The organism is Streptomyces sp. SID9727, assembly GCF_010550605.1.
Classification (GTDB): Bacteria; Actinomycetota; Actinomycetes; order Streptomycetales; family Streptomycetaceae; genus Streptomyces.
Map to the genome: position 1 here is coordinate 1 of NZ_JAAGNI010000205.1, position 13,426 is coordinate 13,426.

General features: G+C 71.7%; 9 protein-coding genes. 3 read left to right on the plus strand and 6 right to left on the minus strand.

The window, feature by feature from the left end; genetic code table 11:
• From G3I41_RS13550 to G3I41_RS13560, 3 genes are all read right to left on the minus strand, one after another.
• Positions 1–1,496: DEAD/DEAH box helicase (locus G3I41_RS13550; RefSeq protein ID WP_164400464.1), on the minus strand; the 1,496-nt coding region annotated here is incomplete at its 3' end.
• A gap of 89 nt (positions 1,497–1,585) precedes the next feature.
• Positions 1,586–1,789 (minus strand): cold-shock protein, encoded by a 204-nt coding sequence (locus G3I41_RS13555; RefSeq protein ID WP_018104519.1) that lies wholly within the window; start codon positions 1,787–1,789, stop codon positions 1,586–1,588.
• Between the two features lie 206 nt (positions 1,790–1,995).
• Positions 1,996–2,481, minus strand: coding sequence for a pyridoxamine 5'-phosphate oxidase family protein (locus tag G3I41_RS13560; protein ID WP_164400465.1), 486 nt, complete (start codon positions 2,479–2,481; stop codon positions 1,996–1,998).
• A gap of 188 nt (positions 2,482–2,669) precedes the next feature.
• On the opposite strand from G3I41_RS13560, the gene G3I41_RS13565 reads away from it, so the two are divergent.
• Together G3I41_RS13565 and G3I41_RS13570 are read left to right on the plus strand one after the other, a co-directional pair.
• Positions 2,670–3,593, plus strand: a complete 924-nt coding sequence (locus tag G3I41_RS13565) for a rhomboid family intramembrane serine protease (RefSeq protein WP_164400466.1) — start codon at positions 2,670–2,672, stop codon at positions 3,591–3,593.
• Between the two features lie 40 nt (positions 3,594–3,633).
• A complete protein-coding gene (locus G3I41_RS13570; protein ID WP_164400467.1) occupies positions 3,634–4,854 on the plus strand; it encodes an SLC13 family permease in 1,221 nt (406 codons plus the stop codon).
• Positions 4,855–4,971: 117 nt separating this feature from the next.
• Here the strand turns inward: G3I41_RS13570 and G3I41_RS13575 are convergent, their stop codons facing one another.
• The 3 genes from G3I41_RS13575 to G3I41_RS13585 form a co-directional block, all read right to left on the minus strand.
• On the minus strand, positions 4,972–6,432 hold the full coding sequence (locus G3I41_RS13575) for a glutamate synthase subunit beta (RefSeq protein ID WP_164400468.1): 1,461 nt from the start codon (positions 6,430–6,432) through the stop codon (positions 4,972–4,974).
• Complete coding sequence (gltB, locus tag G3I41_RS13580) at positions 6,425–10,984, minus strand: glutamate synthase large subunit (protein ID WP_164400469.1); 4,560 nt, start codon at positions 10,982–10,984, stop codon at positions 6,425–6,427. Before gltB ends, G3I41_RS13575 begins: the two co-directional genes overlap by 8 nt.
• A 411-nt stretch (positions 10,985–11,395) precedes the next feature.
• Positions 11,396–12,130 carry a VIT1/CCC1 transporter family protein gene (locus tag G3I41_RS13585; protein WP_164400470.1) on the minus strand — a complete coding sequence of 245 codons (735 nt, stop codon included), beginning with the start codon at positions 12,128–12,130 and terminating at the stop codon, positions 11,396–11,398.
• Between the two features lie 282 nt (positions 12,131–12,412).
• Between G3I41_RS13585 and G3I41_RS13590 the strand changes: the two genes are divergently transcribed.
• A partial coding sequence (locus G3I41_RS13590; protein ID WP_164400471.1) for an ADP-ribosylglycohydrolase family protein occupies positions 12,413–13,426 on the plus strand: 1,014 nt, incomplete at its 3' end.

A 13,426-nucleotide genomic window follows, 5' to 3' on the forward strand; every position in this document is an offset into this window, starting at 1 on the left:
GCGCTTCCGCGAGCGGCGCCGGTGCGCGGGGCGGAGCCCCGGGACGCGCCGGACCCCCGGCCTCGGCCGCGACTGCCCGAGCGGGCTCCTGCCGGCCTCGGCTTCGGCTGCGTGGGCTGCGGGACCTCTATGACCACCGCGACTCCGGACGGTTCGCGGGCGCCCGTGATGCGGGTCAGTTCCTCGTCGCTGGAGCGGATGCGGGTGGTGCGCGGATCGATGCCCGCGTCGCGCATCAGGCGGGTCATGTCGCGCTTCTCTTCGGGCAGCACCAGGGTGACGACGCTGCCGGACTCCCCGGCGCGGGCGGTGCGGCCGCCCCGGTGGAGGTAGTCCTTGTGGTCGGTGGGCGGGTCCACGTTGACGACCAGGTCGAGGTCGTCCACGTGGATGCCGCGGGCCGCCACATTCGTCGCGACGAGAGCCGTGACCTGGCCGTTCTTGAACTGGTCCAGGGTCCGGTTGCGCTGCGGCTGGGAGCGCCCGCCGTGCAGCGCGGCAGCGCGTACACCGCTGGCGAGGAGCCGCTTGGCGAAGCGGTCGGCGGCGCGCTTGGTGTCCACGAACATGATCACGCGCCCGTCGCGGGCGGCGATCCGCGTCGCGACGGCCTTCTTGTCGGTCTCGTCCAGGACATGGAGGACGTGGTGCTCCATGGTGGTGACCGCACCGGCGGACGGGTCGACCGAGTGCACGACGGGGTCGGTGAGGAACATCTTGACGAGGCGGTCGATGTTCTTGTCCAGGGTCGCCGAGAACAGCATCCGCTGGCCGTCCGCCTCGACCTGCCTGAGCAGGGCGGTGACCTGGGGCATGAAGCCCATGTCGGCCATCTGGTCGGCCTCGTCCAGGACCGTGATCGCGACCTGGTCCAGGCGGCAGTCGCCGCGTTCGATGAGGTCCTTGAGCCGGCCCGGGGTCGCGACCAGCACCTCGGCGCCGCGCCGCAGTGTGGCGGACTGCCGGGTGATCGACATGCCGCCGACGACGGTGGCCAGGCGCAGGTTGACCGAGGTGGCGTACGGGGTCAGCGCGTCGGTGACCTGCTGGGCGAGCTCGCGGGTCGGGACGAGGACGAGGGCGAGCGGTGCCTTCGGTTCGGCGCGGCGGCCGGCGGTGCGGGCCAGGAGCGCGAGGCCGAAGGCGAGGGTCTTGCCGGAGCCGGTGCGGCCCCGGCCGAGGATGTCGCGGCCGGCCAGCGAGTTGGGCAGCGTGGCGCCCTGGATCGGGAACGGCTCGGTCACGCCCTGCGCGGCAAGGGTCTTCAGCAGGGCTGCGGGCATGTCCAGCTCGGCGAACGCCTCGACGGCGGGCAGTGCGGGGGTGATGGTCTCGGGCAGCGCGAATTCGCCCTGCGGCGGCGTGGCCCTGCGACGGGGCGACGCCTTTCCGGTTCCCTTGCCGGAACCCTGTGCGGTTGCCTGTGCCCGGTCCGTGCCGCGCGCCCTGGACGGGCGGTTGCGGGCGGGACGGTCCTGGCGTTCGGAGCGGGTCATATCGGGATTGTCCTCCTGGGACAGCACGAGCCGGGGCCCGCACCTTGACGGTGCGGGCCCCGGCTGCGAGGTACGCGTCCGGCGAAAAATTAGGCCGGGACGATGTTCTCCGCCTGCGGGCCCTTCTGGCCCTGCGTGACGTCGAAGCTGACCTTCTGGCCCTCGACGAGCTCACGGAAGCCCTGGGCGTTGATGTTCGAGTAGTGGGCGAAGACGTCGGCGCCGCCGCCGTCCTGCTCGATGAAGCCGAAGCCCTTTTCAGAGTTGAACCACTTCACGGTTCCAGTAGCCATGTCGATCTCCTAAGGAGGTGCAGTGCCGGAAATTCGCACTTTACGAATTCCAAGTCGCCGCATTGAGCCCCATCCGGAGAAAGCCGGAAAACAATAAAGCGCCTGACGAAGCATTCCCGTCAGGCGCACATAAAGTTCATGGGTACCAAAACTGCAACACGCCCACCGTAGCACGTGCCGCCGCCGGATGTCGGGAGGTGGCCGGATCAGGCGTCGTTTCCCCTGCGGACGGTGCGCGGCGGGCGGCCGGGGTGCCAGGTGGTGATGACGATGGTGTCGCCGCCCTCCAGGCCCACCCGCACCACCTCGGTCGGCTCGACGCGGAAGAGGTGGAACGGCTCGGGCGGGGTGCGCTCCTCGATGAAGCGGGCGAGGACGGCGGGGTCGGTCACCTCGACGGCGCGCCCGGAGATCCGGACGTCCCCGTCGGCCATCTCGGCGTCGGGCCCGGGGTTGGCGTGCACGCAGAAGCGGGGGTCGCGGCGCAGGTCGAGGGCCTTGCGGGAGTTCGGCATCATGCCGAGGTGCGGCTCGTCCTCCCAGAAGTCCACCTCCAGGCCGGTGAGCCGGGGCGATCCGTCCGTGCGGAGGGTGGCGAGGACGTGGTGCCTGTACAGGGCGAACCGTTGCCGCACGGTGTCGGCGAAGTCGGGTTCGGCGGTGCGGAAGTCGGTCCAGGTGCTCGTGGTCATGAGGTCATGGAACCGGGAAATCCCGTCACCTTCTGTCCGGTTTCCCGTCGGTCGTGCCCCGGCCCACCCGTTCGGACGCCCGCACGGGGTGCGGAGCCCGGGTCCGGGCCGGCGTCGCGGGTTCGCTATCTTGATCGCCGCCGACCCCCCACCGGCCCCCCGATCCCGTACAGACGAAGGAGCCGGCCATGGAGGCCGCCGCCACCACGTGCTACCGCCATCCCTCGTACGAGACGTATGTGAGCTGCGTCCGCTGCGAGCGCTTCATCTGTCCCGACTGCATGCGTGAGGCGGCGGTCGGCCACCAGTGCGTGGAGTGCGTGAGGGAGGGGCAGCGCTCCGTCCGGCAGGCCCGGACGGCGTTCGGCGGGGCCGTGTCGCGGACCGCGGTGCCGGTCGTCACGTATGCGCTGATCGGCCTCAACGTGCTCGCGTACCTCGCGGAGCTGATACGCCCGGGGGTGGTCGACCGGTTCGCGATGACGGGGGCCGGACTGACCGACGCCGACGGCGGGCAGTACGTCTACGTCGAGGGCGGCTCCCCCGGGTTCGACGTGGTCGGGGTGGTGGACGGCGAGTGGTACCGGCTGCTGACCGGGGCCTTCCTCCATCTGCCGCCGGACGGCTCGTCGTTCGGTTCGCTGCCGTTCGGGGTGCTGCACATCGTCTTCAACATGTACGCCCTGTGGAATCTCGGCCGGGTGGTCGAGGAGCAGCTGGGCCGGGGCCGTTTCCTCGCCCTGTACCTGCTGTCCGCGCTGGGCGGTTCGGTGCTGGTGTACCTGATCTCGCCGGGGGACGAGGTGGTGGGTGCCTCGGGCGCGGTCTTCGGCCTGGCAGCCGCGTTCTACGTCATCAGCCGCCGCCTGGGCCGGGACATGCAGGCGGTCAACGGCTTCCTGGCCGGGTTCCTGGTGTGGATGCTGCTGTCGGCGGCCTTCACCTCGTGGGAGGGCCACCTGGGCGGCCTGCTGACCGGTGCGGCGGTGACCGTCGTGTACGCGTACGCCCCCGCCGGGCGGCGTACGGCGGTGCAGGCGGCCGGGTGCGTGGTGCTGGCGGCGGTGCTGGTGCTGCTGGTGGTCCTCAAGACGTCGGCGCTGACGGGCTGAGCGGGCGGGCCGGGGTGCCCCGGTCTGACACGATGACCGCATGCGGAACGATCACTTCACGGAGCGCTCGCGTGCCCTGGTGCGGCGGCTGCATCCCCTGGACTGGCTGGCCGGAGGGCTGCTCCTGCTCGGAGTGATCGCGGCGGCGACCGGGCTGCTGCCCGCCGGTCCGGCCGAGGACCAGTTGCGGCGCATCGGGCCGCTGCTCGCGTTCCTGGCGACCGTGATCGTGCTGGCCGAGCTGGCGGGCCGGGCCCAGGTCTTCGACGTGGTCGCGGCGTGGGTGGCGCGGGCCGGACGCGGGCGCTATCCGCTGCTGTTCGGGCTGTGCGTGGCGTTCGCCTCGCTGACCACGATCACCCTGAACCTCGATACGACGGCCGTGCTGCTCACCCCGGTGATGCTGGCCCTGGCCGGGCGGGTGGGCATCGCTGCGGTGCCGCTGGCGATGACGACGGTGTGGCTGGCCAACACGGCGAGCCTGCTGCTCCCCGTGTCGAATCTGACCAATCTGCTGGCGGCGGACCGGGTGGCGCTGTCCCCGGCCGGTCTGGCCGGGGTGATGTGGCTGCCGCAGCTGGCCGCGATCGGGACGACCGCCCTGTGCCTGTGGGTGTTCTACTGGCGCCGGGGGCGGCGGGGCGCCGACACGTACACCCCGCCGCCGGTGCCCTCGCCCGACGACCGGGTGCTGCTGGTCGTGTGCTCGGTGGCCTGTGCCGGGTTCCTGCTGGCGATCCTGGTGGCGGACGTGCCGCTGTGGGCGGCCTCGCTGGTGGCGATGGTGGTCGTCGTGGCGGCGTACGCGGTGCGGCGGCGCGAGGAGCTGCGGCTGTCGCTGGTCCCGTGGCGGCTCCTGGTCCTGGTGCCGGGGATGTTCCTGGTGGTGGAGACCGTCAACGCCCACGGGCTGCACGAGGTGCTGATGCGGGCGCTCGGCTCGGACGACGGCCTCGGGGGCATGCTGCGCACCGCCGGGGTGGGCGCGGGGCTCGCCAACGTACTCAACAACCTTCCGGCGTACGTGGCGGGCGAGGCGGTCGTCCCGGCGGGCAACCACCACCAGCTGCTGGCCCTGCTGATCGGGGTGAACGCGGGCCCGCTGGTCACCCCGTGGGGGTCGCTGGCGACGCTGCTGTGGTTCGAGCGGTGCCGGTTCCAGGGCACGCGCATCGGCGTACGGCGCTTCGCGCTGACCGGCCTGGTGCTCGCGGTGACGGCGACGGCTGCGGCGACCTGCGCGCTGGCGCTGACGGCCTGAGCCCCGGCGCCGCCTGCCCCCGGACGCGCCACGGCGCCTGCCGATTCGTCCGGTCGGGGACGGGCAGGCGCCGCGTTCAGTTCCGCACGCCGTTGTGCGGGACGTCTGTGTGCCGTGTCAGACCGTCAGGGCACGGTCCGTCGGGCGGATCGGGGCCGGCAGCGCGCTGGCTCCGGTCAGGAAGCGGTCCACGCCGCGTGCCGCGGAGCGGCCCTCGGCGATGGCCCACACGATGAGGGACTGGCCGCGGCCCGCGTCCCCGGCGACGAAGACGCCGTCGACGTTGGTCGCGTAGTCCTGGTCGCGGGCGATGTTGCCGCGCTCGTCGAGCTCCAGACCGAACTGCTGGACCAGACCGTTGGCCTGGTCGGTGCCGGTGAAGCCCATCGCGAGCGTGACCAGCTGCGCGGGGATGACCCGCTCGGTGCCGGGCTTCTGCTCCAGCTTACCGTCCTTGAACTCCACCTCGGTCAGGTGGAGGGCCTGGACGTTGCCGTCCTCGTCGCCCTCGAAGTGGGTGGTCGAGACGGAGTACACCCGCTCGCCGCCCTCCTCGTGCGCGGAGGTGACCTTGTAGAGCATGGGGAAGGTCGGCCAGGGCTGGTTGGCGTTCCGCTCCTCGCCCGGCCGGGGCATGATCTCCAGCTGGGTGACCGACAGGGCGCCCTGGCGGTGCGCGGTGCCGACGCAGTCGGCGCCGGTGTCGCCGCCGCCGATGACGACGACGTGCTTGCCCTCGGCGGTGATCGGGGAGACCGTCAGGTCGCCCTCCTGCACCTTGTTGGCGAGCGGCAGGTACTCCATGGCGAAGTGCACGCCGTTCAGCTCCCGGCCCGGGACCGGCAGGTCGCGCGAGACGGTGGCACCGGCGGCGATGACCACGGCGTCGTAGCGGCGGCGCAGCTTCGCGGCGTCGATGTCCCGGCCGATCTCGGTCTCGGTGCGGAACTTGGTGCCCTCCGCGCGCATCTGCTCGATGCGGCGGTTGATGTGCGACTTCTCCATCTTGAACTCGGGGATGCCGTACCGGAGGAGGCCCCCGATGCGGTCCGCGCGCTCGTAGACGGCGACCGTGTGGCCGGCCCGGGTGAGCTGCTGGGCGGCGGCGAGACCGGCCGGGCCCGAGCCGATGACGGCGACGGTCTTGCCGGACAGGCGCTCCGGCGGCTGCGGGGTCACGTCACCGTTGCCCCACGCCTTGTCGATGATCGAGACCTCGACGTTCTTGATGGTGACGGCCGGCTGGTTGATGCCGAGCACACACGCCGACTCGCACGGGGCCGGGCACAGCCGCCCGGTGAACTCCGGGAAGTTGTTCGTGGCGTGCAGCCGTTCGGAGGCGGCGGCCCAGTCCTCGCGGTAGGCGTAGTCGTTCCACTCGGGGATGAGGTTTCCGAGCGGGCAGCCGTTGTGGCAGAACGGGATGCCGCAGTCCATGCAGCGGCCGGCCTGCTTGCTGATGATCGGGAGCAGCGAGCCCGGAACGTAGACCTCGTTCCAGTCCTTGACGCGCTCGCCGGCCGGGCGGGTCTGCGCGACCTCGCGGCCGGTGGTCAGGAAGCCCTTGGGGTCAGCCATTGGTCGCCGCCTCCATCATCTTCTCGGTGGTCTCCTGCTCGGAGAGACCGGCGAGCTCAGCGGCGTCCTTGGCGGCGAGCACTGCCTTGTAGGTGGACGGGATGATCTTGCTGAAGCGGGCCACCGCGGTGTCCCACTCGGCGAGGAGCTTCCCGGCGACGGTGGAGCCGGTCTCCTCCTGGTGGCGGCGCACGACGTCGTGCAGCCACTGCTTGTCGGTGTCCGTCAGCTCCTCGACCGCGCCGAGGTTGCCGGCGTTGACGTTGTCCCGGTCGAGGTCGATGACGTACGCGACACCGCCGGACATGCCGGCCGCGAAGTTGCGCCCGGTCTCGCCGAGCACCACGGCGTGGCCGCCGGTCATGTACTCGCAGCCGTGGTCGCCCACGCCCTCGGAGACGACCGTGGCGCCGGAGTTGCGGACGCAGAACCGCTCACCGGTGCGGCCGCGGAGGAACAGCTCGCCGCCGGTGGCGCCGTAGGCGATGGTGTTGCCCGCGATGGTGGAGTACTCGGCGAGGTGGTCGGCGCCGCGGTCGGGGCGGACGACGACGCGCCCACCGGACAGGCCCTTGCCGACGTAGTCGTTGGCGTCGCCCTCCAGGCGCAGGGTGACACCGCTGGGCAGGAAGGCGCCGAAGGACTGGCCCGCGGAGCCGGTGAAGGTGATGTCGATGGTGTCCTGGGGCAGGCCCGCACCGCCGAACTTCTTCGTGACCTCGTGGCCGAGCATGGTGCCGACGGTCCGGTTGATGTTCCGGATCGCGATCTGCGCGCGGACCGGCTGGGCGGCCTCCGGGCTGTCGGCCTTGAGGGCGTCGGCGGCGAGCTTGATCAGCTCGTTGTCGAGGGCCTTGTCGAGGGCGTGGTCCTGCTCGGTGTTCCGGTGCCGGACCGCGCCTTCGGGCAGCTCGGGGACGTAGAACAGCGGGGCGAGGTCCAGGCCCTGCGCCTTCCAGTGGGTGACGGCCCGGTCGGTGTCCAGCAGCTCGGCGTGGCCGACGGCCTCCTCGATCGAGCGGAAGCCGAGCTCGGCGAGGAGCTCGCGGACCTCCTGCGCGATGAACTCGAAGAAGTTGACGACGTACTCGGCCTTGCCGGAGAAGCGGTCGCGCAGCACCGGGTTCTGGGTGGCGATGCCGACGGGGCAGGTGTCGAGGTGGCAGACGCGCATCATGACGCAGCCGGAGACGACGAGCGGCGCGGTCGCGAAACCGAACTCCTCGGCGCCGAGCAGCGCGGCGATGACGACGTCGCGGCCGGTCTTGAGCTGGCCGTCGGTCTGCACGACGATGCGGTCGCGCAGGCCGTTGAGCAGCAGGGTCTGCTGGGTCTCGGCGAGGCCGAGCTCCCAGGGGCCACCCGCGTGCTTGAGGCTCGTCAGCGGGGACGCGCCCGTGCCGCCGTCGTGGCCGGAGATGAGGACCACGTCCGCGTGCGCCTTGGAGACGCCCGCGGCGACCGTGCCGACGCCGACCTCGGAGACCAGCTTCACGTGGATGCGGGCCTGCGGGTTGGCGTTCTTGAGGTCGTGGATCAGCTGGGCCAGGTCCTCGATGGAGTAGATGTCGTGGTGCGGCGGCGGGGAGATCAGACCGACGCCCGGGGTGGAGTGCCGGGTCTTGGCGACCCACGGGTAGACCTTGTGGCCGGGCAGCTGGCCGCCCTCGCCGGGCTTGGCGCCCTGGGCCATCTTGATCTGGATGTCGTCCGCGTTGACCAGGTACTCGCTGGTGACGCCGAAGCGGCCGGAGGCGACCTGCTTGATGGACGAGCGGCGGGCCGGGTCGTAGAGCCGGTCGGCGTCCTCGCCGCCCTCACCGGTGTTGGACTTGCCGCCCAGCTGGTTCATCGCGATGGCGAGGGTCTCGTGGGCCTCGCGCGAGATGGAGCCGTAGGACATGGCACCGGTGGAGAAGCGCTTGACGATCTCCGAGACGGGCTCGACCTCCTCGATGTCGATCGAGGGGCGGTCCGACGTGAAGCCGAACAGGCCGCGGAGCGTCATCAGCCGCTCGGACTGCTCGTTCACCCGGTCCGTGTACTTCTTGAAGATGTCGTACCGGCGGTTGCGGGTGGAGTGCTGGAGGCGGAAGACCGTCTCCGGGTCGAACAGGTGCGGCTCGCCCTCGCGGCGCCACTGGTACTCGCCGCCGATCTCCAGCGCGCGGTGCGAGGCGGAGATGCCGGAGGCGGGGTAGCCCTTGGTGTGCCGGGCGGCGACCTCCTTGGCGACGACGTCGAGGCCGGCGCCACCGATCTTGGTGGCGGTGCCGTTGAAGTAGCGGTCCACGAAGGACTGGTCGAGGCCGACCGCTTCGAAGACCTGGGCGCCGCGGTAGGAGGCGACCGTGGAGATGCCCATCTTGGACATGACCTTGAGGACGCCCTTGCCGAGCGCGTAGATGAGGTTGCGGATGGCGTCCTCGGCCTCGATGCCCTCGATGAAGGTGCCGGCCCGGACCAGGTCCTCGACGGACTCCATGGCGAGGTACGGGTTGACCGCGGCGGCGCCGTACCCGATCAGCAGCGCGACGTGGTGGACCTCGCGGACGTCCCCGGCCTCGACCAGCAGGCCCACCTGGGTGCGCTGCTTGGTGCGGATGAGGTGGTGGTGGACGGCGGAGGTGAGCAGCAGCGAGGGGATCGGCGCGTGCTCGGCGTCGGAGTGCCGGTCGGACAGGACGATCAGGCGGGCGCCGTCCTCGATGGCGGCGTCGACCTCGGTGCAGATCTCCTCGATGCGGGCGGCCAGCGCGTCGCCGCCACCGTGCACCCGGTAGAGGCCGGAGAGCGTGGCGGCCTTCATGCCCGGCATGTCGCCGTCGGCGTTGATGTGTATGAGCTTGGCCAGCTCGTCGTTGTCGATCACCGGGAAGGGCAGCGCGACGCTGCGGCAGGACGCGGCGCCCGGCTCCAGCAGGTTGCCCGAGGGGCCGAGCACGGAGCGCAGCGAGGTGACGAGCTCCTCGCGGATGGCGTCCAGCGGCGGGTTGGTGACCTGCGCGAACAGCTGGGTGAAGTAGTCGAACAGCAGCCGGGGGCGGGCCGAGAGCGCGGCGATCGGCGAGTCGGTGCCCATGGAGCCGAGCGGCTCGCCGCCGGTGCGGGCCATCGGGGCGAGGATGACGCGCAGCTCCTCCTCGGTGTACCCGAAGGTCTGCTGGCGGCGGGTGACGGAGGCGTGCGTGTGGACGATGTGCTCCCGCTCGGGGAGGTCCTCCAGCTCGATCTCGCCGGTCTCCAGCCACTCCTGGTAGGGGTGCTCGGCGGCGAGGGACGCCTTGATCTCGTCGTCCTCGATGATGCGGTGCTCGGCGGTGTCCACGAGGAACATGCGGCCGGGCTGCAGGCGGCCCTTGCGGACGACCTTGGCCGGGTCGATGTCCAGGACGCCGACCTCGGAGGAGAGGACGACGAGGCCGTCGTCGGTGACCCAGTAGCGGCCGGGGCGCAGACCGTTGCGGTCGAGGACCGCGCCGACCTGGACGCCGTCGGTGAAGGTGACGCAGGCCGGGCCGTCCCAGGGCTCCATCATCGCGGAGTGGTACTGGTAGAACGCGCGGCGGGCCGGGTCCATGGAGTCGTGGTTCTCCCACGCCTCGGGGACCATCATCAGCACCGAGTGCGGCAGCGAGCGGCCGCCGAGGTGGAGCAGCTCCAGGACCTCGTCGAAGGACGCGGAGTCGGAGGCGTCCGGGGTGCAGACGGGGAAGATCCGGTCGAGCGGCGCGTCACCGAAGAGGCCGGAGGCGAGCTGGGACTCGCGGGCCTTCATCCAGTTCCGGTTGCCCTTGACCGTGTTGATCTCGCCGTTGTGGGCGACGAAGCGGTACGGGTGTGCGAGCGGCCAGCTCGGGAAGGTGTTGGTCGAGAAGCGCGAGTGGACCAGGGCGACCGCGGTGGCGAACCGGGGGTCGGAGAGGTCCGGGAAGAAGGGCTCCAGCTGACCGGTGGTGAGCATGCCCTTGTAGACGATGGTGCGGGCGGAGAGCGACGGGAAGTAGACCCCGGCCTCGCGCTCGGCGCGCTTGCGCAGCAGGAACGCCTTGCGGTCCAGTGCGATGCCCGTGTTCTCGCCGTCGGCGACGAAGAGCTGGCGGAATTCGGGCATGGTGGCGCGGGCGCCGTTGCCGAGGATGCCCGGGGTGACCGGGACCTCGCGCCAGCCGAGGACCGTGAGGCCCTCCTCGCCGGCGATCTTCTCCAGTTCGCCGACGGCGGCGGTGGAGTCGTCGGCGGGCAGGAAGGCGATGCCGACGGCGTAGGCGCCGGCATCGGGGAGCGCGAAGGGGACCTCGGCGCGCAGGAACGTGTCCGGGACCTGGAGCAGGATGCCTGCGCCGTCACCGGAGTCGGGCTCCGAGCCGGTGGCACCGCGGTGTTCGAGGTTGCGGAGCACGGTCAGCGCCTGCTCGACCATCTCGTGGCCGGGCACACCGGTCAGAGTGGCTACGAACCCCACGCCACAGGCGTCGTGCTCGTTGCGGGGGTCGTACATCCCCTGGGGGGCGGGGCGACCGTCCATGGGCGACCAGGCGTCGGTGCGCATCGGCTCTCCCGTCGTCGTCGTGGCATATGCAGTGCCGAGGGACGACGTTGGCCCTCTGCGAAATTTCGTGCAGATTACATGATGGGGCGCTTCTCAAAAAGCGGATGAACCATTCCAACATGCGGACACCGTCGACGACGGTGGAGTGGGTCGCTGTCGGAGGATCGGCGCCCGGGAGACGCGGAGAGCAGGCGTCGTTGCCCGCGGTGTCTACGGCTCATGCCCGGTGGCGGAGAAAACGAAACCGCCGGGTAGTGGCTACTTATGTGCAGCTCTGCATAGAGACTCATTTTACGGTGCGCGGTGCGGTCGGGCCCAGAGGCTCGGACCAAGACGTACGTCACACGCATGGCGTACGCGTAACGGGCCGATTGCGTGAACCGGACCGTTACGCGGACGAAGCAGGCGGGGTCAGCCGCCCACCGCCACGCCGAACAGGGCGCCCAGGCCGTACGTGATCGCGGCGGCGGCGCCGCCCAGCGCCAGCTGGCGCAGCCCGCTGAACCACCAGCTGCGGGCGGTCACCCGGGCCACCACCGCGCCGCAGCCGAACAGCCCGGCGAGCGCCAGCAGCACGGCCGGCCACAGCGCGTCGGCGCCCAGCAGGAACGGCAGCACGGGCAGCAGGGCGCCCAGCGCGAAGGCGCCGAACGAGGAGAAGGCGGCCACCAGGGGCGACGGCAGGTCGCCCGGGTCGATGCCCAGCTCCTCGCGTGCGTGGATCTCCAGGGCCTGCTCCGGGTCGCGCGAGAGCTGGCGGGCGACCTCGCGGGCGAGCGCGGGCTCGACGCCCCGGGACTCGTAGAGCGCGGCGAGCTCCCGCTCCTCGTCCACCGGGTGCTTGCGCAGCTCGCGCCGCTCGACGTCCAGCTCGGCCTCGACCAGCTCGCGCTGGGAGGCCACGGAGGTGTACTCGCCGGCCGCCATGGAGAAGGCACCGGCGGCCAGTCCGGCGAGGCCGGTGATGACGATGGTGCGGTGCGAGACGTCGCCGCCGGCGACGCCGGTCATCAGGGCCAGGTTGGAGACGAGGCCGTCCATCGCGCCGAAGACCGCGGGACGCAGCCAGCCGCCGTTGACGTCGCGGTGGGTGTGGTTGTCCCGGTGCGCCTCGTGCAGTACGGCGTCCGTCTCGATGATGGCCACGGCTTATCCCTCTCCCCTGGTCCGGCTTCTCCGGAGGTGGGCCTCCTGCCCGCCCGCCCCCCGCTCGACACCATCGAAAGTACGCACGAAAAATCGCTCCTGCCAGCAAGGCAGGCCGTACTTACCACCCTGCGTAACCGGATAGGTACGGCTTGCCTTGCTGTCCGGAAGGTTTCATCCGAGTGGCCCTTTTGTGTGGATAACCGGCCTTCGTCCCGGCTCGGCGTGGAACGGATCCCACAGGCACGAGTACTGGCTCGGTACGAGCGAAGGGTCGACGCGATGGAGACGGTCGCAGGAAATCCGACGGCGCCGCGGGCGGGCGGCACACAGACGGCACGGCTTCCGGACGATCCGGCCCCGGGCGGGCCCCGCGACCGGGCCAGGGGCGCGCTGCTCGGCCTCGCGGTCGGCGACGCGCTCGGCGCCCCGGCGGAGAACATGCGGCCCTCCGAGATCCGCCGCCGCTGGGGCCGGATCGAGGGCTTCGTCAGCGACGACCCGGCGGGCACCGACGACACGGAGTACGCGATCTTCTCCGGGCTGCTGCTGGCCCGGCACGGCTCGGACCTCACCGTCACCGATGTCGAGCGGGCCTGGCGGCTGTGGATCGCCGACCTGGACGAGGGGCCGTTCCGGGGCGCCGGTTTCAGCGAACGCGGCACGCTGGAGAACCTGCGCCGGGGCCTGGCCGCACCGATCTCCGCCCAGCACCGGCACGCCTGGAGCGACGGCCTGGCGATGCGGGCCGCGCCCTTCGGCGTCTTCGCGGCCGGGCGCCCCGCCGAGGCGGCCCGGCTGGTCGCCGTCGACGGCCGGGTCAGCCACGAGGGCGAGGGCATCTACGGGGGCCAGGCGGTGGCCGCCGGGGTGGCCGCCGCGATGACCGGTGCCTCGATGACCTCGGTGATCGCCGCCGCGCTCTCGGTCGTCCCCATGGACTCCTGGACGGCCCGCTCCCTGCGCCGCGCGGTGACGGCGGCGCAGCGCCGCCACCCCGACCGCCTCACCGGCGAACGTGCGGTCCGCTCGGCCGTGGTGGTCGGCGGCTACCCGTGGACGGACCTGGCCCCGGAGGCGGTCGGCCTGGCCTTCGGCGCCTTCGCGGCGGCCCGCGGCGACTTCCGTACGGCGGTGCTGATGGCGGTCAACATGGGCCGCGACGCCGACACGACGGCCGCGGTGGCGGGCGCCCTGTCCGGCGCCCTGCACGGCGCGTCGGCGATCCCCCGCCTCTGGGCCGACGCGATCGGCCCGGTACGCGGCAGCTGCCTGCCGTCGATGCGCGGGTACCAC